This is a genomic window from Stenotrophomonas sp. YJH_SMC_65, assembly GCF_059369475.1.
In genome coordinates, this window is record NZ_JCAFSR010000003.1 from 441,863 (window position 1) to 462,708 (window position 20,846).

The 20,846-nt window shown below is 68.1% G+C and carries 15 protein-coding genes and 1 tRNA gene; 9 read left to right on the forward strand and 7 right to left on the reverse strand.

Annotated elements, in window-relative coordinates; all coding sequences use genetic code 11:
- Positions 1 to 306 precede the first annotated feature (306 nt).
- Genes ppk2 through hemA form a run of 4 tightly spaced genes read right to left on the reverse strand, consistent with a single transcriptional unit; the run spans position 307 to position 5,191 of the window.
- The gene (ppk2, locus tag AC5P7A_RS07975) at positions 307 to 1,089 is read right to left on the reverse strand and encodes a polyphosphate kinase 2 (protein ID WP_032956942.1); all 783 of its coding nucleotides are present in this window, start codon (positions 1,087 to 1,089) and stop codon (positions 307 to 309) included.
- Positions 1,090 to 1,135: 46 nt separating this feature from the next.
- Positions 1,136 to 2,842, reverse strand: coding sequence for an O-linked N-acetylglucosamine transferase, SPINDLY family protein (locus AC5P7A_RS07980; protein ID WP_495220015.1), 1,707 nt, complete (start codon positions 2,840 to 2,842; stop codon positions 1,136 to 1,138).
- 5 nt (positions 2,843 to 2,847) lie between these two features.
- Entirely contained in the window at positions 2,848 to 3,930 is a 1,083-nt protein-coding gene (gene prfA, locus AC5P7A_RS07985) for a peptide chain release factor 1 (RefSeq protein WP_014646030.1), read from the reverse strand.
- On the reverse strand, positions 3,908 to 5,191 hold the full coding sequence (hemA, locus tag AC5P7A_RS07990) for a glutamyl-tRNA reductase (RefSeq protein ID WP_014646031.1): 1,284 nt from the start codon (positions 5,189 to 5,191) through the stop codon (positions 3,908 to 3,910). Before hemA ends, prfA begins: the two co-directional genes overlap by 23 nt.
- 63 nt (positions 5,192 to 5,254) lie before the next feature.
- On the opposite strand from hemA, the gene AC5P7A_RS07995 reads away from it, so the two are divergent.
- From AC5P7A_RS07995 to ychF, 9 genes are all read left to right on the forward strand, one after another.
- Complete coding sequence (locus tag AC5P7A_RS07995) at positions 5,255 to 6,940, forward strand: tetratricopeptide repeat protein (protein WP_172601383.1); 1,686 nt, start codon at positions 5,255 to 5,257, stop codon at positions 6,938 to 6,940.
- Positions 6,937 to 7,596, forward strand: a complete 660-nt coding sequence (gene lolB / locus AC5P7A_RS08000; protein ID WP_495220016.1) for a lipoprotein insertase outer membrane protein LolB — start codon at positions 6,937 to 6,939, stop codon at positions 7,594 to 7,596. Before AC5P7A_RS07995 ends, lolB begins: the two co-directional genes overlap by 4 nt.
- The gene (gene ispE / locus AC5P7A_RS08005; protein ID WP_495220017.1) at positions 7,593 to 8,462 is read left to right on the forward strand and encodes a 4-(cytidine 5'-diphospho)-2-C-methyl-D-erythritol kinase; all 870 of its coding nucleotides are present in this window, start codon (positions 7,593 to 7,595) and stop codon (positions 8,460 to 8,462) included. Before lolB ends, ispE begins: the two co-directional genes overlap by 4 nt.
- 11 nt (positions 8,463 to 8,473) lie before the next feature.
- A tRNA-Gln gene (locus AC5P7A_RS08010) sits at positions 8,474 to 8,550 on the forward strand.
- Positions 8,551 to 8,690: 140 nt separating this feature from the next.
- On the forward strand, positions 8,691 to 9,650 hold the full coding sequence (locus AC5P7A_RS08015) for a ribose-phosphate diphosphokinase (protein WP_005415400.1): 960 nt from the start codon (positions 8,691 to 8,693) through the stop codon (positions 9,648 to 9,650).
- Positions 9,651 to 9,758: 108 nt separating this feature from the next.
- On the forward strand, positions 9,759 to 10,376 hold the full coding sequence (locus AC5P7A_RS08020) for a 50S ribosomal protein L25/general stress protein Ctc (RefSeq protein WP_010481743.1): 618 nt from the start codon (positions 9,759 to 9,761) through the stop codon (positions 10,374 to 10,376).
- Between the two features lie 48 nt (positions 10,377 to 10,424).
- Positions 10,425 to 11,003 (forward strand): aminoacyl-tRNA hydrolase, encoded by a 579-nt coding sequence (pth, locus tag AC5P7A_RS08025; protein ID WP_126411761.1) that lies wholly within the window; start codon positions 10,425 to 10,427, stop codon positions 11,001 to 11,003.
- 41 nt (positions 11,004 to 11,044) lie between these two features.
- Entirely contained in the window at positions 11,045 to 11,626 is a 582-nt protein-coding gene (locus AC5P7A_RS08030; protein WP_232017547.1) for a DMP19 family protein, read from the forward strand.
- A gap of 98 nt (positions 11,627 to 11,724) precedes the next feature.
- Positions 11,725 to 12,816 (forward strand): redox-regulated ATPase YchF, encoded by a 1,092-nt coding sequence (gene ychF, locus AC5P7A_RS08035; protein ID WP_014646036.1) that lies wholly within the window; start codon positions 11,725 to 11,727, stop codon positions 12,814 to 12,816.
- 503 nt (positions 12,817 to 13,319) lie between these two features.
- Here ychF and AC5P7A_RS08040 read toward each other — a convergent pair.
- The 3 genes from AC5P7A_RS08040 to AC5P7A_RS08050 form a co-directional block, all read right to left on the reverse strand.
- Complete coding sequence (locus AC5P7A_RS08040) at positions 13,320 to 16,598, reverse strand: autotransporter family protein (RefSeq protein ID WP_495220018.1); 3,279 nt, start codon at positions 16,596 to 16,598, stop codon at positions 13,320 to 13,322.
- Between the two features lie 262 nt (positions 16,599 to 16,860).
- Positions 16,861 to 17,502, reverse strand: coding sequence for a response regulator (locus AC5P7A_RS08045; protein WP_014036089.1), 642 nt, complete (start codon positions 17,500 to 17,502; stop codon positions 16,861 to 16,863).
- Positions 17,499 to 20,726 (reverse strand): hybrid sensor histidine kinase/response regulator, encoded by a 3,228-nt coding sequence (locus AC5P7A_RS08050; protein WP_197621250.1) that lies wholly within the window; start codon positions 20,724 to 20,726, stop codon positions 17,499 to 17,501. Before AC5P7A_RS08050 ends, AC5P7A_RS08045 begins: the two co-directional genes overlap by 4 nt.
- Positions 20,727 to 20,846: the final 120 nt, after the last annotated feature.

Here is a 20,846-nt window from a genome sequence, read left to right on the forward strand (position 1 = left end):
TGGGATTGCCGATGGGGTCAGATCCGCTTTCCGCAGGAAAACGGATCTGACCCCGGTTCCATTTCGATATCTGACAGATGTGTCGACCAAGGTCGACACCTACCAACAGCCGCAGGGATCTGTCGGAGGCGGGGCGGTTGGGTGGGTAGGACACGCCGTAGACCCGTCCATGGGGGCTCGATGTCGCCATCCATGGCGCCAACGGTCGTGCCCACCCACCGCGCCGCCATCCCGCGGATGCCCGCTGTTGCTGTTGCCGTTGCCGTTGCGTTGAGCAGGTGCAGGGTGCAACCCTGCCGAACAACCCTAATCCTCGACCGGGAAATCCTCGATGGGCTTCAGCACATCGTAGTGCTCGCGATGCAGCTTGCCCTTCAGCTTCGGCAGCTCCGGCAACGGCGCATCCACCCGTGTGTCCGGCAACCGGTCCAGCAGGTTGCGCACCAGGGTCAGTCGCCCCAGCCGCTGGTCGTTGAAATCCACCAGCGTCCACGGCGCAGCCTCGCGATGCGTCGCGCGCAGCATCGCCTCGCGGGCTTCGGTATAGGCGCTGTACTTGCTGCGCGATTTCAGGTCGACCGGGGACAGCTTCCAGCCCTTCAGCGGATCGAGGTGGCGTTCGGCGAAGCGCTTCTCCTGCTGCTCCTGGTCCACGCACAGCCAGTACTTGAACAGCAGGATGCCGTCATCCACCAGCAGCTGCTCGAACACCGGTGCCTGGCGCAGAAACTGCTGGTACTCGGTTTCGCTGCAATAGCCCATCACCCGCTCGACGCCTGCGCGGTTGTACCAGCTGCGGTCCATCAGCACGATCTCGCCGGCGGCGGGAAGATGCGAGGCATAGCGCTGGAAATACCACTGCGTGGCTTCGCGGTCGGTAGGCTTGGGCAGTGCTACCACCCGGCATTGGCGTGGATTGAGATGCTGGCTGATGGCCTGGATCGCGCCGCCCTTGCCTGCCGTATCCCGTCCCTCGAACAGCACCAGCAGGCGTTGCCCGCTGAGCTGCACCCAGCGCGCCATCGCGGTCAGTTCCAGCTGCAGCGGCAGAAGCAGTTCGTCGTAGTCCTTGCGCTTGAGCTTGGCCATCGTCACACCACGCGGGGAGGAAGCCCGAGCGTAACGCAGGGGTCGCTCAGGTGCTGTCGAGGCCCTGCCAGCCGTGTTCACCGGCAAGCCGCTGCAGCAGGGCCGACAGGTCGCGGGCAAACCCGGCCATGTCGAACAGGCCACTGCGGTCGCGCGCCTGCGCCAGCTCGGCGCGAAGCGAGGCCAGTGCTGCGGGGTCATTGCCCAGTGCGCTGGCGGTGGCGATGAACGCCGCATCATCGGCGACATTCATCCGGGCCAGCCCCAGATGGTGGTTGAGGCTGCCGGCCACGCGCGCGGCGAAGGTGTCGCCCGGGCAGGTCAGCACCGGGCAGCCGGCCCACAGTGCATCGGAGGCGGTGGTGTGCGCGTTGTACGGATGCGTGTCGAGGAACAGGTCGGCCAGTGGGTAGCGGGCCAGGTACTGCGGATGCGGCAGCTTGGCCATGAACACCAGCCGCGCCGGGTCCAGGCTGGCAGCCTGCGCGGCGGTGCGCAGGCGGGCGTCGGCCTGGCCGGGGCCGGACAGCAGCCACAGCACGCTGCCGGGCACGGCCTGCAACACTGCGAAGGCGCGGCCCATGCTGCGCGGGTTGAGCTTGTAGCTGTTGTTGAAGCAGCAGAACACCACGCCGTGCTCGGGCAGCCCGCACTCGGCGCGGGACGGCGACGGCTCCAGCGTGCGGGTGTTGTCCGAGGGCTGGAAGGCCCGCGGAAGGCGCAGGACGCGTTCGCTGAAGTGCGGTTCCAGCGCTGCCGGCAGTACGAATTCGTCGGCGACCACGGCGTCCAGCCAGCGCGCGCCCGAGGTGCCGGGGTAGGCCAGCCAGTTCAGCTGCAGCGGGGCCGGGCGCATCGCCAGCACTTCGGGCGTGCCGCCGCCGCCCCAGCCGCGCAGGTCGAACAGCAGGTCGATGCCCTGTGCGCGGATGCGGGCCGCGATGTCGGCATGCCGCAGTGCGGCCACCTCATGCAGCCGGGTCGCGGACTGCAGGCGTTCGCGGATGCCGCTGCCATCGGCGCGGTTCAGCGCGAACAGGTGCAGCTGCAACGCCGGGTCATGACGCAGGTGTTCGAGCAGGGCTACGGTCAGCAGCCCAGTGGGATGGGCGCCGAAGCCATTGGAAAGGAAGCCGACGCGCAACGGGCCGCGCGCGCGTACCGTCACTGCCGGCAAGGGCCGGACCGAGGCGGCGATCAGTGCGGCGCGCGCACGTGCACAGGCCAACTGCTCGCCCGCGCTGGCGTCTTCGCTGAGGAAGGCGAAGGGTTCCACCGCACCGTGGCCGGCGGCGAGCGCGGCGCGTACCTGCGCAGCCAGCGTGTCCACGTCCTGCCAGTCGCACAGGCGGCGCTGCCATGCCAGGCGCTGCGCGGCGATGTAGGGTTCATCCGGCATCAGCGCATGCGCGCGGCGATAGGCCGCTGCTGCGCCTTCGGCATCGTCGGCGTCTTCCAGCGCATGGCCCAGCCACAGCGCGATGCCCGGGTGCTGCGGGGCCAATGCCGAGGCCTGGCCAAGCAGCTTCGCCGCGTCGGCGTGCGCGCCGGCCATCCAGGCCACGCGGCCCAGGCGCGCCAGGGCCTCGGGGTGGTTCGGGCGCAGCTGCAGCGCGCGTCGTGCCGCCTGCTCGCCGGCGGCGATGTCGCCGGCTTCCAGTTCCAGGTCGGCCAGCATCACCCAGGCGACGAAATCGCCGGGCTGGCGTGCGATCGCCTGCTGCAGGTGCTGTCGCTGCTGCCAGGCCGACATCGTGCTCAGCCCGCCGACAGCTGGGCCAGGGCATCGACCTGGTGTTCGTGGCTGAGCCGCTGCAGCAGCGGGTCGAGGTCGCCGGCGAGGATGTTGGGCAGGTCGTACAGGGTCAGGCCTTCCACGCGGTGGTCGGTGATCCGGCCTTGCGGGAAGTTGTAGGTGCGGATGCGCTGGCTGCGGTCGCCGCTGCCGACCTGCAGGCGCCGCGATTCGGCCTGCGCGGCGTCCTGGCGCTGGCGCTCGGCATCGAGCAGCTGCGCCTTCAGGCGCTTCATCGCCTTGTCGCGGTTGGCGTGCTGGCTGCGCTCGGTCTGGCACTCCACCACTACGCCGGTCGGCACGTGGGTGATGCGGATGGCCGATTCGGTCTTGTTGACGTGCTGGCCGCCGGCACCGGACGAGCGGAACGTATCCACCTTCAGGTCGGCCGGGTTGATGACGATGTCATCGACCTCGTCGGCCTCGGGAATGATCGCCACGGTGGCCGCCGAGGTGTGGATGCGGCCCTGCGATTCGGTGGCCGGCACGCGCTGCACGCGATGCGTGCCCGATTCGAACTTCAGGCGCGAGAACGCACCACGGCCGACCACGCGCGCCACCACTTCCTTGTAGCCGCCATGCTCACCGGGATTGTCCGATTCGATCTCGACCTTCCAGCCCTGGCGCTCGGCATAGCGGGCGTACATGCGGAACAGATCGCCGGCGAAGATCGCGGCTTCATCGCCGCCGGTGCCGGCGCGTACTTCCAGGAACAGGTTGCCTTCGTCGCGCGGATCGCGTGGTACCAGCAGCAGGGCCAGTTCTTGTTCCAGTTCCTGCAGGCGCGCCTGCGCCGCAGCGATTTCCTCGTCTGCCAGTTCACGCAGGTCGGGGTCGGCGCGCATGCCTTCGGCGGCGGCCAGGTCGGCCTTGGCACGGGCTTCCTCGGCGAGCGCGGCAGCGACCGGTTCAAGTTGGGCGAATTCGCGCGAAAGGTCGCGGAAACGGGTGTTGTCGGCGACCACATCGGGTTCGGCGAGCAGGCGTTCCAGTTCTTCGCGGCGCTCGGCCAGCGCTTCCAGCTTACGGCGCAGGGTCGGCGTCATCGGGTCTCACGGGTGGGTGGCGGTAACCCGGCGTGGCCGGGAACAGGCGCTCGGCGGCGCGGGTCAGGTCGGCATCGCCACTCAGCGCGGCCGCGCGCAGAGCGGCGGTCGGCGGATGCAGCAGGCGGTTGGTCAGGCCATGGGCCAGCAGTTCCAGCACTTCGTCGGCGGGCTTGCCGTTGGCCAGCTGCTGCCGTGCGCGCTCCAGCAGTTCGGCGCGGGTCGCTTCGCCGAACGCACGCAGCTGCCGCAGCGGTGCCTGGTGGGCGCTGGCCTGCTGGGTCTCGATGAAACGCGACACCTGCAGGTCGATGATCGCCTCGGCCTCGGCGGCGGCCTCGCGGCGGCCACGACGGTTGTCTTCCACCGCGCGTTCCAGGTCATCGACGGTGTAGAGGAAGGCGTCGTTGAGCGTGCCGACCTCGGCTTCGATGTCGCGCGGCACGGCCAGGTCGAACAGCAGCATCGGCTTGTGCCGGCGCGCGCGCAGTGCCTTGGCCACCATCTCGCGATGGATCACAGGTTCGCGCGCGGCGGTGGCCGAGAACACGATGTCGGCCTCGCCGAGGTGGCGGTCCAGTTCGGTCAGCGGCAGGGCCACGCCGCCATGGCGGCTGGCCAGTTCCTGCGCGTGAGCAAGGGTGCGGTTGGCGATCAGCAGCCGCCGCACCTTGCCCTCACTCAGGTGGCGTGCAGCCAGCTCGATGGTCTCGCCGGCACCGACCAGCAGCACGGTGGAGTCATCCAGGCGCGCGAAGGCGTTCTGCGCCAGGCGCACCGCCGCCGAGGCCACCGACACCGGGTTGGCGCCGACCTGGGTATCGGTGCGCGCACGCTTGGCTACCGAGAAGGTCTGCTGGAACAGGCGGTCCAGGCGCTGGCCGAGCAGGCCGTGGTCACGCGCGGTCGACCAGGCATCCTTTACCTGGCCGAGGATCTGCGGTTCGCCCAGCACCATCGAGTCCAGCCCGGTGGCGACCCGGAACAGGTGGCGCACGGCCTCGGCATCGGCATGCTGGTACAGGTAGCCCTGCAGGTCGCCTGCCTGGCTGTGCAGCCACTGGTCCAGCGCCTGTGCCGACTCGGCCACGGCATACAGTTCGGTGCGGTTGCAGGTGGACAGCAGCACTGCCTCGGCGATCTGCGGGGTATCGCGCAGCGAGCCCAGCGCACGCGGCAACGCCTCACCGGCGAAGGCCGCGCGCTCGCGCAGCTCCACCGGTGCGGTCTGGTGATTCAGTCCGAGCACCCACAGGGTCATTGTTCAGTTGCTTGCGATAAGCTGCTGGCCATTGGACGACATTTTAAGGCCCCGATGCCGACGATGCCCGCATTGATTCGCATCCCCAGTGTTCTGCTGCTGTCCCTGGCCTGCACCCAGGCCCTGGCGGCGGTGCCGGCCAAGGCCCCCGTGCGGGCCGCGGCCACTGAGGAACTGGCGCTGGAACCGGTGATGGCCGGTGAGTTCGCCCTGCAGGCCGGCAAGCTGGCCGAGGCCGCGCGCTGGTACCTGCAGGCCGCGCAGCAGACCGACGGCGACGCCGGCCTGGCCGAGCGCGCGACCCGTATCTCCATGCTGGCCAACGATGATGCCAGCGCCGCCAAGGGCCTGGCCCTGTGGCAGCAGCGCGCCCCGCGCTCGTTGACCATGCGCAGCGCCGCCGGTGCGCTGGCCATGCGCCAGGGCGATGTGAAGGCTGCCCGCACCGAGCTGCAGGCGCTGCTGGCCGACCCCGACGAGCGCGGCTGGAAGTTCGCCCTGGCCGCGCTGATCGGCGGTGGCCGCGACCCGGCGGTGCCGGCGCAGGTGCTCGGCGAGCTGGTCGATGCCAATGCGATTCCGCCGAAGATCGAGGCCTGGCAGGAGTTCGGTCGCCTGGCCCTCCGCATGGACAAGCCCGAGTTGGCGCGGCGCATGATCGATGAAGTGGTCAAGCGCTTCCCGGAAGAGCCGCGCGTAGCGTTGCTGCGTGCCAGCCAGCTGCAGCAGGCGGGCGAGACCGACAAGGCATTGTCGCTGCTGCACGACGTCGAGCCGAAGACCCGCCAGGACCCCGAGCTGCGCAATGCGGTGGCCATCGCCTACGACAGCCTGGGCCAGCCGGCTGCGGCCGAGCGCGTGTTGGCGTTCGGCCCGCAGGACGTACAGACCTGGGGCATGCGCGCCTCGCTGCTGGCCAAGCAGGGCGACAAGGCGGCGCTGTCCAACCTCTACAACGAGCTGTCGCGGCAGGCGGCCAAGCCGGATCCGGCGCAGCGCCTGTTGCTGGGCAAGATCGCCGAATACCTGAAGCGTTACCCCGAGGCGGTGCAGTGGTACCACAGCGTGCCCGGTGGCGATGAGCTGAGCGAAGCGCGCCTGCGCGCGGCCAATGCCCAGGCCCTGGCCGGGCGCCTGCCGCTGGCGCTGGAGGAAGTGCACGCGATCCAGTCCGACGCGGTGGTCGACGACGATGTGCGCCGTGACGCCTACCTGCTGGAAGCTGAACTGCGCCAGCGTGGTGACGACAGCGCCGGTGAACTGGATGCGCTGGCCCGCGGCCTGGCCGCCTACCCGGACGACAACGGCCTGCTGTACGCACGTGCGCTCACCTGGGAGCGCCGCGACGACATCCCGCGCGCCGAGGCCGACCTGCGCAAGATCCTGGTGACCGACCCGGAAAACGTGCCGGCGCTGAACGCGCTGGGCTACACCCTGGCCGATCGCACCGGCCGCCTGCAGGAAGCGCTGGAGCTGATCGACCGCGCCCGCGTGGCCGAGCCGGACAACGCCGCCATCGTCGACAGCTATGGCTGGGTGCTGTATCGCCTGGGCCGCAAGGAAGAGGCACTGGTACAGCTGCGCCGGGCCTGGACCCTGGCCAAGGACCCGGAGATCGCTTCCCACGTCGGCGAAGTGCTGTGGGTGCTGGGCAAGCATGACGAGGCCCGCCACTTCTTCGACGAAGCGGCCAAGCTCGACCCTGAAAACCGCGCGCTGCTGCGCGCCCGTGAGAAATTCAATCCATGAGTGGTTTCCTGATCCGGCCGCTGCTGTTGGCGACCGTGACCCTGGCGGTGAGCGCCTGTACCAGTGTCGGCACGCAGAAGACCCCGGCGCCAGCGGTGGTCGAGATTGTTTCGGCTGAAGCGGCGCAGGCCGAGGCAGCGCGCGTGGCCGCGCTGCAGGCACAGCCGGACTGGGCCTTCCAGGGGCGGGTGGCGGTCAGCAAGGGCAAGGACGGCGGCAGCGGTCGCATCGACTGGAAGCAGGACGGCCGCCGCTACGTGGTCGAACTGAGCGCGCCGGTGACCCGGCAGAGCTGGAAGCTGACCGGCGACACCCATTCCGAAGCCGGTCGCCTGGAAGGGCTGTCCGGCGGTCCGCGCGATGGCGAGGACGCCCAGCAGCTGCTGCTGGAAGCGACTGGCTGGGACATCCCGGTCAATCAGCTGCCGGAGTGGATCCGCGGCCTGGTGGCCGGGGATGCTGCCGGTCCGGAAAAGGTCGAGCGCGACGGTGAAGGCCGGCCGCGCCGCATGCAGCAGATGGGCTGGCAGGTGCAGTTCCTGGACTGGTACCCGGCCGACGCCGGACGACCGGCGCTGCCGCGACGGATCGAGGCCAGCAATGGCGACGCCAAGGTGCGCCTGCTGGTGGACCAGTGGGGGCAGGGCACGCCATGAGCGCCGGGCGCGACGACGCGGGCTGGTCCTGGTGGCCGGCCCCGGCCAAGCTGAACCTGTTCCTGCACATCACTGGCCGCCGGGCCGACGGCTACCACGAGCTGCAGACCGTATTCCGCCTGCTGGACTGGGGGGACCGCATCGGCCTGCGCCTGCGTGAAGACGGTCAGGTGCGTCGGCAGGGCGAGGGCCTGGCCGGCGTGGCCGAGGCCGATGACCTGGCGGTGCGGGCCGCGCGCCTGCTCCAGGATGAGGCGAAGGGCGCGCAAGGTGCTGACATCATCGTCGAAAAGCACGTTCCTGCCGGTGGTGGCTTCGGCGGCGGTTCGTCCGACGCGGCCACCGTGCTGGTGGCGCTGAATCGGCTCTGGCGCGCCGGCCTGGACGAGGATGCCCTGGCCGCGCTGGCCCTGCGCCTGGGCGCCGACGTGCCGGTGTTCGTGCGTGGCCACAACGCCTGGGCCGAAGGGGTGGGCGAGCGCCTGCAGCCGATCACGCTGGCGCCGGCCTGGTATGTGGTGGTTGAACCGGGTGTTCATGTTCCTACGCCGGTCCTGTTTGCAGACCCGGATTTGACGCGCGACAGCCCAGTGGCGAAAATAGAGGACTTCGCTTCCGGGACCCTGGTCGGGAACGCGTTCGAACCGGTGCTGCGCCGCCGTGAGCCTGCCGTCGAGGCAGCGCTTGCCGCGTTGAGCGACATCGGCGCGGCGCGGCTGACCGGTTCGGGAAGTGGTTGTTTCGTCGAGTTCGCATCGCAGGCTGCTGCAGAGCAGGGGCGGTCGAAGTTGCCGAAGGAGTTGCGGGCAAGGGTGGCAGCGGGCGTTGCGCGTTCGCCACTGCTGGATGCACTCGAGCAACACTGATTTATCAATGCAGGGGCGTCGCCAAGAGGCCCAAGGCACCAGGTTTTGATCCTGGCATTCGTAGGTTCGAATCCTACCGCCCCTGCCAATAGCGGCTGTGTCCGCGCCTTCCAGCGCATCGCCCGCGCGGGACGTGGAAACAACCGCGGTGTTGTCAGCAGCAAGGGTCCATCGGGGTCCTTGCCGACTCCGGATCCCCGCCACTCGTCCCCGCCCGAGACAATCATGATGCAAGAGTCCCCGAACCTGCTGGTCTTTTCCGGCAACGCCAACAAACGTCTGGCGCAGAACATCTGCAAGGAACTGGGGGTCCGCCCGGGCAAGGCGTTGGTGTCGCACTTCTCCGATGGTGAAGTGCAGGTGGAAATCGAAGAGAACGTCCGCAAGCAGGACGTGTTCGTGATCCAGCCGACCTGCGCGCCGAGCGCGGAAAACCTGATGGAACTGCTGGTGCTGATCGACGCGCTCAAGCGCGCATCGGTGGCCAGCGTGACCGCCGTGGTGCCGTACTTCGGCTACTCGCGCCAGGACCGCCGCATGCGTTCCTCGCGCGTGCCGATCACCGCCAAGCTGGCGGCCAAGATGTTCAGCACCGCTGGCGCTGATCGCGTGCTGACCGTCGACCTGCACGCCGACCAGATCCAGGGCTTCTTCGATATTCCGGTGGACAACGTGTATGCGTCCCCGCTGCTGCTGGCCGACATCTGGCGCGCCTACGGCACCGAGAACCTGATTGTTGTCTCGCCGGACGTGGGCGGCGTGGTCCGCGCCCGTGCGGTGGCCAAGCGCCTGGATGACGCCGACCTGGCGATCATCGACAAGCGCCGCCCGCGCGCCAACGTCTCCACCGTGATGAACATCATCGGTGACGTCGAAGGCAAGACCTGCGTGATGGTCGATGACATCGTCGATACCGCCGGCACCCTGTGCGCCGCTGCCGCTGCCCTGAAGGCGCGCGGTGCGCTCAAGGTCGCCGCCTACTGCACCCACGCGGTGCTGTCGGGCCCGGCGGTGGACAACATCACCAATTCCCAGCTCGACGAGCTGGTGGTGACCGACACCATCCCGCTGAAGGACGCAGCGCGGGTGTGCAGCAAGATCCGCCAGCTGAGCGTGGCGGAAATGCTGGCCGAAACGATGCGCCGCATCGCCTTCGGCGAGTCGGTCAGCTCGCTGTACGTCGACTGAGTTTTCGTCCCTGCCGGCAACGGCGGGGACATACCCGGATGCTTCTGGTCGCGGAAGCATCTTCAACCGCCACGCCGCAGGGCGCGGCAACAACCTGAGTAGTCGAAAATGTCGAAGACCCATGAAATCAAGGTCACCAAGCGTGAACTGCAGCGTAAGGGTGCGAGCCGCCGCCTGCGTCACGCTGGTGTGATCCCGGCCATCGTGTACGGCGGCAACGCCGAGCCGGTCGCCATCAGCCTGGACCACAACGAAATCTGGCTGGCCCAGCAGAACGAGTGGTTCTATGCCTCGATCCTGGACCTGAACCTGGATGGCCAGGTGCAGAAGGTCCTGCTGCGTGACATGCAGCGCCACCCGTACAAGCAGCTGATCATGCACCTGGACTTCCAGCGCGTGAACGAGAACGAAGCCCTGACCGCTTCGGTCCCGCTGCACTTCGTCAACGAAGACACCTCGCCGGCCGGCAAGGCTGCCGACGTCGTGGTCACCCACGAACTGAAGGAAGTGACCATCACCTGCCTGCCGAAGGACCTGCCGGAGTCGATCGAAGTCGACCTGGGCGAGCTGAAGGCCGGTGACGTCGTGTACCTGTCCAACATCAAGCTGCCGAAGGGCGTGGAAATCCCGGCGCTGGCGCTGGGCAAGGACCACGACGACGCCATCGTCACCGCCAAGGCCGGCAAGGCCGACGAGGCTGACGAAGAAGCGGCTGCCGCCGAGTAATACCGTTACGGTGCCTGCCTCCGGGCAGGCACCGTACTGGAAGGAACCATGGCAGGACTGCGACTGATCGTCGGTCTGGGCAATCCCGGATCGGAACACGCCCGGACCCGGCACAATGCCGGGTTTCATTTCGTTGAGGCCCTGGCGGAAAAAGCCGGTGCGCGATGGAATGTGGACAGCAAGTTGTTCGGCGAGACCGCCAAGGTCGAGATCGCCGGGCAGACGGTGTGGCTGCTCAAGCCCGCCACCTTCATGAACCTCAGCGGCAAGTCGGTCACCGCCGCGCAGCGGTTCTGGAAGATCGAGCCGGAGGAAACCCTGCTGGCCCACGACGAGCTGGACCTGCCGCCCGGTGCGGCGCGGCTTAAGTTCGACGGTGGCCACGGCGGCCAGAACGGCCTGCGCGACACCATGCGCCTGCTGGGTCATGGCAAATTCCACCGCCTGCGCGTGGGCATCGGCCATCCCGGCCACAAGGACCGCGTGGTGGGTTGGGTGCTGGGGCGCCCGTCCAAGGAGGATGACGTGCTGATCGCGCGCGCCATCGACGATGCGATCGACGTGCTGCCGCTGGCGGTGCAGGGCGATTTCAACGAAGCGATGAAGCGGCTGCACACCCCGCGCTGACCATGACCGACCCGCGTACTCCCTGCACCGTGTGTGGCGCCATGATCCTGCTGGCGACGGCGGCCCGGAACGATGGGCTCTGCATGCCGTGCCGGAATGGCACGCGGCAAAGCATGGAAATGGCGAAGACGCGAGATCGGGAGGTTCGCGAGGAGCGCAAGCGCTTCGAGGAATCAGCAGAGGGGCGGCATTGGCATTGGTTGATCGAACAAGTCCACGGGAACGGTTGTGGATTTTCCGGATTGTCAGTGCAGGATCAGCGCTACTTTGCGATCAACGCGCTCATCAATGATGTCTATCGTGGAGGGCTTGATGCCTATTTCCAAAATTCTGCTGGCGGCTACATCGCGGAAGCGCTTGCAGGGCTTGGGGAGATGCAGCAGCTTGACGTGCGAGACATCGTGCTCGCGGCCCAGCAGCTACTGTTTGGCAATGAGGCCATGGAAGATCATCATGCGCAGAGACGCCTGCAGATCTATCGTGCCGACGGGTATCTCGACGATGAAGTCGAAACAGCACTTGATGCGCTGGATGGGCGATTCTATGCACTGGTCGACGGCGGCCAGCTTGAAGAACTGCTGAAAGCGTACGCAGAACGTCACAGGTTGTACGCCGCGTTCTAGCGCGGGCTACTGGAAGGACGATTGGGGATTGAGGGCATGCCCGCAGGCGAGCCTTGAATCCCGAATCATCCACTTACACTCAAACCCGGATTCAACCCATGGGTATCAAATGCGGCATCGTCGGCCTGCCCAACGTCGGCAAGTCGACCCTGTTCAATGCGCTGACCAAGGCGGGCATCGCCGCGGCGAACTTCCCGTTCTGCACCATCGAACCGAACGTCGGCATCGTGCCGGTGCCGGATCCGCGCCTGAACGAGCTGGCGGGCATCATCAACCCGCAGAAGGTCATCCCGACCGCGGTCGAGTTCGTCGACATCGCCGGCCTGGTCGCCGGTGCCGCCAGCGGTGAGGGCTTGGGCAACAAGTTCCTGGCGCACATCCGCGAAGTCGATGCGATCACCCACGTGGTGCGCTGCTTCGAGCACGGTGACATCGTGCACGTGGCCGGCAAGGTCGACCCGATCTCGGATATCGAAACCATCGACACCGAACTGGCGCTGGCCGACCTGGACAGTGTCGAGAAGGCGCTGAACCGTGCCGAGCGTGCGGCCAAGGGCGGCGACAAGGATGCGGCGGCGCGCAAGCCGGTGCTGGCCAAGTTGCAGGCTGCACTGTCGGAGGGCAAGGCTGGGCGCTCGGCCGGGCTGGACGAGGAAGAGAAGGCGCTGGTGCGCGACCTGTTCCTGCTGACCCTGAAGCCGGTGATGTACATCGCCAACGTGCTGGAAGACGGTTTCGACAACAACCCGCACCTGGAAGCCGTGCGTGCGCATGCTGCCGCCGAAGGTGCGCAGGTGGTGCCGGTGTCGGCCGCGATCGAAGAAGAGCTGTCCCAGCTCGACGACGAAGACCGCGATACCTTCCTGGCGGACCTGGGCCTGAGCGAGCCGGGCCTGAACCGCGTGATCAACGCGGCCTACAGCCTGCTCGGCCTGCAGACCTACTTCACCGCCGGCGTGAAGGAAGTCCGTGCGTGGACCGTGCGCAAGGGCGCTACCGCTCCGCAGGCTGCCGCCGTCATCCACACCGACTTCGAGAAGGGCTTCATCCGCGCCGAAACCATCGCGTATGACGACTTCATCAAGTACAAGGGCGAAGCCGGCGCCAAGGAAGCCGGTCGCCTGCGCCTGGAAGGCAAGGAGTACCGCGTGCAGGAAGGCGACATCCTGCACTTCCGCTTCAACGTCTGATCCTGCGGCATCGGATCGACCCCGGACGCCCCGCCCTGTGCGGGGCGTTCGCGTTTCCGGTGATGGACAAAAAAACACCAGGCTGCGAAACGCTTGCGGTGTGACGTTCGCCGGTACTTGTCCACAGCAAACTCCCATCGCTTTCCACGTCGGGTGTGGAAAACCCCGCGCGCCTCTGTAGAGCCGAGCCTGCGCTCGGCTCAGGTTGGCATCAGCCGAGCATGGGCTCGGCTCTACGAGGCTTGGCGGTGCGGTGTGGACAAATTTTCACCACGCTTCGAAACGCCTGCGGTGCAATGCTCACAACTACTTGTCCACACCTAGTTCCCACCGCTTTCCACGCGCGTTCTGGAAAAGAACTGCAGACGTGGACAAAAACTCACCACGCCCGGAAGCGCCTGCCCCGCAACGCTCGAACCCACTTGTCCACACCAAACCCCCATCGCTTTCCACGCCGCATGTGGAAAAAGTGCCCGGCATTCCCTTGCCGGGCACGTCCCGCGTCACCAGGTGTACGACACGCCCAGCTGGGCACCGACGTCGTGGAAGCCCATGCCACCGCTCTGCCGGCTCAGTTCACCCCAGCCGCGCCAGCCGCCGGACAGATCCACCTGCACGCCGGCCTTGGCTTCGTAGATGTCACGCGGCAACTGCCGCTGCAGGCGCTCGCCGTCCATTGTCAGGCCCGCACCATTGCCGCCGGACCACCAGTTCACCGCCACGTACGGGTGCACCTGGCCCTGCGCCGGGCTCAACCCACGGCTGTACAGGCGCAGGCCGAGGCGGGTGCTGGTCTCGCCACCACCGCGGTCGTCGACTACCGTGCCGTTGGCCTCGACCACGCGGTCGCTGTCATAGCGGCTGTGCACCACCTGCACCTGCGGTTCCAGGTAAATGCCGCGCTGCGCGGTGCGCCGCAGGGGCAGCACATAGCCGGCCTCGGCCGACGCACTCCAGTTGCGGGCGTCATAGCGCTCCTTCTGCAGGCCTTCGCCCTGCACGCTGTTGCGGAATCGGCCGTATTGCAGCCAACCATCCACATAGGCGCCGCCTTGCATGTGCGCATCCTGCAGCCAGGTAGCATAGGCACCCACGCTGGTGCCGGTGACCACGCCACGCGCGGTGTAGCCGGTCACCTGCGAGCGGCTGTCATTGCGCGCGCGGCCGTGGCCGAGCATCGCACCGGCCTGCAGCTCGCCCGTGCCACCCACTTCGAAGCGGCGGCCGACGCCGACCAGCACGCTGCTGATCTGCCCATCGACCTGGACCTGGCGGTTGCGGTCGTGGCTGTCGGGCTGCGCGCTGCGAAGGTGCATCCAGGCCACGGCATCACCGCGGGTGCCGGCCTGGGCGGCGGGATCACCGGCGCGGTCGTGCAGGCTGTGCCGGAACATGCCCAGCGCGGCGCTGCGGTTGGCCAGGTAGGCCGCCGGTTCCGGGCGTTCCACCTGCGGGCGCGGCGGATCGATCGGCGGCTCCGGCGGCAACGGCGGATCGATCGGCGGCTCCGGCGGTGACGGTGGGTCGACCGGCGGTTCCGGCGGCTGCGGCGGGTCGACCGGCGGATCCGGCGGCTGCGGCGGGTCGATCGGGGGATCCGGCGGCTGCGGCGGATCGACCGGCGGCACGTATTCCGAGCGCAGGTACCAGTTGCCATCATCCGGGGTCGACACGCCACCCTTGAACAGGAAGTAGTCGAAGGCACCGGCGACCGCGCGTCCCTGCAGAGTGAACTGTGCATCCGACTGGCCAGCCACGGTGATCAGGCGGATCCCCTCCTGTGTCAGTGCACCGGCGCCGCCGGCATTGCGCACACTCACGCTGGCGGTGCCGCTGCTGTTGCCGTTGATCACCAGCTGGTCGCCTGCCGATGTGTCGTCGCCCAGCGCGCGGTTGAAGATCCACTGGCCACCGTTGCCCACGTAGTCGCCGCTGACGGTAACGGTCTTGAAATCGCCGGCCGCCGGCGCATCGAAAGCGATGGTGCCGGCGTGTTCGAGCGTGCCGACGCTGGAACTGGCGCGTACGTTCCACTGGCTGCTGCCATCCAGCGCCAGCTGTGCGACCTGGTAGCCGGAGTCGTTGCGCAGGGCGCCGCTGAACGTGGTGCCGTTGCCCAGCACCATGTGCACCTCAGCCGTTGCGCTGTCGACCACCACGTCACCGCGCAGCATGCTGGCGTCGGCACTGAAGTCGATGCGGCTGGTCGCCACGCTGCTGCCGTCGGTGAACACGGTGTCGCTGACCCGCAGCAAGCGGCCACTGCCGTCGCCCGCAGTCACGTCGCTGCCATTGACGGTCAGTGCGTGATTGCTGCCCTGCAGCCAGAACGCGGGGCCACTGGCGGTCTCGATGTGGCTGTCATTGAAGGTGGCACGGTTCCAGTACGGGCCGAACGCGGTCAGGTAGGAGCGGTAGCCGCCGCTGTTGCTGCCGGTCATGCGGATGTCCAAGCGGTCGGCCTGGGTCAACCGCGCGGTGTTCATGTGCACGATGCCGAACACGTTCTCGCCATCGCTGCGGATCGCAACGGTATCGAGCAGCGCGGTGGCGGTGGAGCCGCCGATGAACACGCCACCGCCGCCGTTGCCGCGCACGTCGATCACGCTGCCGTTGGCTTCGATGCGGCTGGCGGTACTGCCGGTGGAGCCGGTCACGCGCACGCCGTAGGTCGCATCACCGTGCGTGGTGATCCGGCCACCCTGCACGGTGGCAACGCCGCCGGCGATCTCAACGCCATAACCGTAGGTGTCGGTCCAGGTGTCGATGCTGCTGTCGGTCAGCTGCAGGCGCGACTCATCGCTGGCCAGCCAGAATCCGGAGTAGCCATCACGAACATCGAACGCGGCATCGCTTGCGGTCAACTGTCCCCAGCTGTTGATGTTCACGCCATAGCCACCGACGGTGTAGAAGCTGCCGCCGTTGATCACTGCACTGGAATAGGTCTTGCTGATGCGGCTGCCGAGCAGGCGCATGCTGCCGCCCACCGAATGGGCTTCCACGTTCTCCAGCAGCAGGCTGCCGCCGCTGTCGATATCGAACCAACCGCCCTGCAGGTAGGTGTCGTACAGCTCGGCGCGGCTGCCCACGCCGTTGGCCGCCACGCCGGCAAGGATGCCACCGGGGGCGAGGGTGATGCGGCTGTTGCGGATCGTCAGCAGGCCGGCACTGTCGGCGCGCAGGCGGGCACCGCCGTCGGCGCTCATCCGCAGATCGGCCAGGTGCAGCTCGCTGCCCTTGCCGGATGCACCGGCCAGCGTGCCACCGGTCCCGGTCATTGAAAGACTGCCCCCGGCATAGTGGATCACGCCACCGTTGTAGGCCTGCACGCTGCCGAATCCGCTGCCGTTGCGCGTGGCATCGATGTCGACATCGCGCGCATCGATCACGCTGCCGGCACCATTGGCATACAGCGCATAGAAGCCCGTCCCGGTCGCCGGTGCGATCGACAGCGTTGCGTCGCGCAGCTGCACCTGGCCACCATTGGCAGCGGACACGCCGCTGCCATTGCCGGTCACGTGGATGCGGCTGCCGTCGATCAGCGCATTGCTGCCGGTACCGGTGACCGCAAGTGCGAAGCTGCCCGCACTGTGGGTGAGGACGTCGTCGGCACCCAGCTGCAGGGTGTCACCGTCGTTGACCAGCAGCGGGCCGGTGAGGTCTGCGGCATGCGCCGGCAGGGCTGCCCACAGCGCAGTGGCCAACAGGCTGGGAATGAGGGGTACGCGCTTTCCGTGCGCGCGCCCGTACGCACGGCCGTGCCGTGTGGGGGAGGCGTTCATGCTGATGGACTTCCTGTGGCAGGGCGCAGCGAGGCTGCGCGGACTGACGCGGCAGGGCCGCGTCGCTGCGGAAGTCCCACGCCACGGCAATTGCAGGCGCCATCGGACTTCCGTCCCCCACGGCGATGCGGCAACAGCCGGCAGGCGCACCTTGGCGGGATGTCTCCAGCCTAGAAATCGGCACTGTCCGATGGAATCAGGCGTTTCCTAAAGCGGTTGCAGGCCCCGTCGCAGGGCCGGCGGTATTCAGCCGGGAGTGGCCTCAGCCGAACAGCGAGGCCTGCAAGCAGTACTCGATCAGCGCCTGGTCGCTGTCCACACCGAGCTTGCGCATCGCGCTGATCTTCTGCGTGCTGACCGTCTTGGCGCTGCGCTGCAGCTGGCGTGCGATGTCGCCCACGCTCATGCCACTGGTGAACAGGCGGATCACCTCCAGCTCGCGCGGCGACAGCCGCGCACGGACCGCATCCGCATCGGCCGGTTCGCTCGCGGCTACCGGCAGCAGTCCCGGGGGGCGGTAGACGCGATCGGCCAGCACCACGCGCAGGGCCTGTACCAGGCTGCCCAATCCATGGCTCTTGAGCACCACGCCACCGGCGCCGGCGGCATACATCGCCGCGACCAACGACGGATTGGACACCATCGTCAGCACCAGCAGGCGCGTCTCCGGGAAGCTGCGGCGCAGGAACGAGATCAGCTTGATGCCGTCCCCGAAGCGATCGCCTCCCGGCATGCTGTAGTCGGTGATCACCGCCTGTGGCCGGGTCCGGGTCATCAGCTCGATCAGCGTCGCCGGATCGGCCGCTTCGCCCACGATGTCCAGGTCCAGTTCCCCGGCCAGTACGTCGCGGATGCCGGCAAGCACGATCGGGTGGTCGTCGGCGATGAGGATCCGTGTGGTCATGGCAGGGTCGGGTCGTCGGGAAGGGAGGGGGATGCAGCGTCGCGCAACGGATGCAGCAGCTGCTCGAGGCGTCGCTGGAACCCGGCAAGAGCGGCCGCCTGGGTGGCCAGGTCATCGCCGCCGGCAAGGCACTGTTCGATCTGCAGGCCGCTGTCCACCAGCGCAGGTGCACCGACGATCACCAGCGCGCCGCGGATGCGGTGCAGAACCTGCGCCACCCTGGCGGGATCGGCAGCGGCGATCGCCTGCCGCAGGCTGTCCAGGTCGGCCTGCATGGTCTGTACGAACAGCGACTGCATCTTCGCGGGAACCTGCAGCGGGGGATCCTTGTCGTGCGACGCAGTGGACGCAGGGCGCTCCTGCATCGCGACGGCCGGTGCATCGCCGTCGGTGATCCGGGTCAGCAGGCGCTGCAGGACTTCCAGCGTGATCGGCTTGACCAGCACGCCCTGCATGCCCGATTCCTGGCAGCGTTGGCGTTCGGCCGGGTCGGCATTGGCCGTGGCGCCGTGGATGGGCACGCTGACACCCCGTGCCCGCAAGGCACGGGCCAGGCCGTAGCCATCCAGCCCGGGCATGTTCAGGTCGGTCAGCACCAGCGCGAACGCCCCTTGTTGCCAGTAGCCCAGCGCTTCATTGCCATCGCTGGCGACCACGGCGCGGCAGCCGAGCTGTTCCAGCTGGTCGCGCAGGATCGCCTGGTTGATCGGGTTGTCCTCGGCGACCAGCACCTGCAGGCCGAAATGGCGCGTCGCCGGCAGGCGCCCTTCGGCGCTGGCCGCCAGCGGTTGGCCGCTGGCCGCGGCCAGGGCCAGCACGATCGCGTCGAATCGATGCAGGCCGACCTGCCAGGCGCCATCGACCTGCCGTGGCCGCACCCCGCCTTCGCGGCAGGCGATCACGCGCGGTCCACCCGCCCATGCGGGCAGAGGGTCGTCCAGCACCAGCTCGAGCAGCACGGCGGACGATGGCAGGCCTGCTGCGCTGTCCTCCCGGTACACGCTGGCCTGTGCACCGCGCTGCTGCAGGCGCTCGCACAGCGATTGCACCAGTTCGCGCACGCTGCCCCGCACCTGTACCTGCAGGCCGGCGGGTAGTTGCGGCGGCGGGGCCTGCTGTGGATCCGGTGGAGCCGAGGGCAGCGGCAGTTCGACGCTGAAGCTGCTGCCCAGGCCGCTCTCGCTGACCACGCGCAGCTGGCCTTCCATCAACGCCACAAGATGCGCGCAGATGGCCAGCCCCAGGCCGGTGCCGCGCATCGCATCGGTGCCCGGGTTGGCCTGGAAAAATGGCTCGAACAGATGCGCCTGGTGTTCGCTGGCAATGCCGATACCGGTATCGGCCACCTGCCATTGCAGCCAGCAGCGTTGCTCCTGCCAGCGTGCCGAAACACGGACCACCACGCGCCCGCTGTCGGTGAACTTCAGTGCGTTGCTGATCAGGTTGTTGAGCACCTGTCGGATCCGCGCGGCATCACCGCACACCCCGGGCGGTACGTCGGCATCGATGCAGGCGTAGAACTGCAGCCCCTTGTTGGCGGCCGCGGCAGCATACGAGTCGAGCGCGTCCTCGGTCAGCCGCACTGGATCGAATGGGCTTGGCTCCAGGCTCAGTTGCCCGGCCTCGGCCTTGCTGACATCCAGGATGTCGCTGATCAGCTGCATCAGGGTCGAGGACGAACGCTGGATCGTTGCAAGGTAGTCCTGCTGCCGTGCATCCAGTGGCGTCAGCCCCAGCAGTTCAAGCGTGCCGAGCACACCGTACAGCGGCGTGCGGATCTCATGGCTCATCGTGGCCAGGAACTGGCTCTTCGCGCGGTTGGCCTGGTCGGCGGCGCGGCGCGCCTGCTGCAGCACCTGTTCGGCTTCATGCTGGCTGCTCAGGTCAATGAACAGGCACAGCACCGCCGGCTCACCGCGATAGCGCGCCGGTGTCGCCGTTACCAGCAGGTGGCGGCCTTCGGGCGTGGCGTAGGCCAGGCCATCGCCCAGCGTGGTGCCGCCGGCAGCCAGTACGCTGCGCCGCCACGGGCCATGCCAGCCGCCGGCATGATAGTCCTCGCCCAGCCAGCGGCGGGCGAGGGCGTTGTCCAGCAGCACATTGCCATCGGTACGACGCAGCAGGCACAGCCCGATCGGCGCGTTGTCCAGGATCGTGCGACTGAAGGCTTCGCTTTCCAGCAGGCGCGCGTGGTTGCTGCGCAGCGGCTCGATGACCGAACGCCGGTACGCGCGCAGCACCAGCGTGCCGCCCAGTGCCAGCAGCAGGGCGACCACGGTCGCGCCCAGCAGTGGCCCCTGCGGGTGCTGGAACACCTGCCGCCAGCCGACGTGGTAGACCGCCAGCCAGCCGCGCTCGCTGCGCATGCGGAACTGCAGGCCAGCGAGGCCGGCCTGCCAGGAGGTGCCAGCCTCGCTGGCATCGGCTGCATCGCCCAGCAGGCGCTGGCCGTTGGCATCGAACAGCGACAGCCGCTGGAACACCGGGACACCCAGCACCTGGCGATAGTCATCGACACGGCCAGGATCGAGCAGGCAGGCCAGTGCGGCCTGCGAGTCCTTGTCGTCCTCACCCCACAGGCGCGCATCCTGCGGGGCGTGGGCGATGGCCAGCAGCCAGGTCTGCCGGTCGCGCCATGGCACGCCCACCCAGACGATGCCACCACGTTGGACCGCCGGTCGCGTACCCAGCACCCGGTGGATGTCGGCGATCGCCGGGCGCAGGTGATGCGGGCTGTTCTGGCTCGCGTCGGTACCGGCGATCTGTACCGGTGCCAGCAGCCCGCGCGTGCCTTGGCCATCGACCAGCAGGCATTGCGGCGGTGGATAGCGCGAGGCCGACCAGAACGTGCCGTAGAAGCGCAGGAAACGGTCGCCCAGTTCAGTCGGTGGCGAAAGACTGGCCCCCTCGCTTCCGATCACCGCAAAGTTGGCGAACAAGGGCCCGCGTTGCAGCTCCACGCTGGCATCGGCCACCGGCTGCCCATGCGTGCCGACATCATGCAGCCGCCACTGGCGCAGGAAGCGCTCCTGCTCGCGCAGCGTGCCGTCCAGGCGGCGGAAGTGGTACTCGATCTTGCTGCGCTCTTCGTTGAACAGCTGCGAGCCGGCCGACAGCAGCAGTCCGGCCTGCAGCGTGGCCAGCACCACAACGCCGATCAGCAGGGCGTGGACGCGCAGTGAGCGGCGAGCGAGTCGGCGTACAGGAGCGGCCTCGGCCGGCATGGCAGGTCTCAGGGCAGGGAGCGGTCAGCGGCACCATGGGCAGCAACGGAGGGACATCCGCCACCGCTGCACAGACAGGATCGTCAATGCCACTTGATGATTTCGTGAAGCGGACGTGGA

Excerpts from the sequence above, each read along its gene's own strand:
- AC5P7A_RS07995 (WP_172601383.1), top strand. The coding sequence starts at position 5,255 with ATGCCCGCATTGATTCGCATCCCCAGTGTTCTGCTGCTGTCCCTGGCC.
- ychF (WP_014646036.1), top strand. The coding sequence starts at position 11,725 with ATGGGTATCAAATGCGGCATCGTCGGCCTGCCCAACGTCGGCAAGTCG.
- pth (WP_126411761.1), top strand. The coding sequence starts at position 10,425 with ATGGCAGGACTGCGACTGATCGTCGGTCTGGGCAATCCCGGATCGGAA.
- hemA (WP_014646031.1), bottom strand. The coding sequence starts at position 5,191 with ATGACCCTGTGGGTGCTCGGACTGAATCACCAGACCGCACCGGTGGAG.
- ppk2 (WP_032956942.1), bottom strand. The coding sequence starts at position 1,089 with ATGGCCAAGCTCAAGCGCAAGGACTACGACGAACTGCTTCTGCCGCTG.
- AC5P7A_RS08045 (WP_014036089.1), bottom strand. The coding sequence starts at position 17,502 with ATGACCACACGGATCCTCATCGCCGACGACCACCCGATCGTGCTTGCC.
- lolB (WP_495220016.1), top strand. The coding sequence starts at position 6,937 with ATGAGTGGTTTCCTGATCCGGCCGCTGCTGTTGGCGACCGTGACCCTG.
- AC5P7A_RS08020 (WP_010481743.1), top strand. The coding sequence starts at position 9,759 with ATGTCGAAGACCCATGAAATCAAGGTCACCAAGCGTGAACTGCAGCGT.
- AC5P7A_RS08015 (WP_005415400.1), top strand. The coding sequence starts at position 8,691 with ATGCAAGAGTCCCCGAACCTGCTGGTCTTTTCCGGCAACGCCAACAAA.
- prfA (WP_014646030.1), bottom strand. The coding sequence starts at position 3,930 with ATGACGCCGACCCTGCGCCGTAAGCTGGAAGCGCTGGCCGAGCGCCGC.
- AC5P7A_RS08030 (WP_232017547.1), top strand. The coding sequence starts at position 11,045 with ATGATCCTGCTGGCGACGGCGGCCCGGAACGATGGGCTCTGCATGCCG.
- AC5P7A_RS07980 (WP_495220015.1), bottom strand. The coding sequence starts at position 2,842 with ATGTCGGCCTGGCAGCAGCGACAGCACCTGCAGCAGGCGATCGCACGC.
- AC5P7A_RS08050 (WP_197621250.1), bottom strand. The coding sequence starts at position 20,726 with ATGCCGGCCGAGGCCGCTCCTGTACGCCGACTCGCTCGCCGCTCACTG.
- ispE (WP_495220017.1), top strand. The coding sequence starts at position 7,593 with ATGAGCGCCGGGCGCGACGACGCGGGCTGGTCCTGGTGGCCGGCCCCG.
- AC5P7A_RS08040 (WP_495220018.1), bottom strand. The coding sequence starts at position 16,598 with ATGAACGCCTCCCCCACACGGCACGGCCGTGCGTACGGGCGCGCGCAC.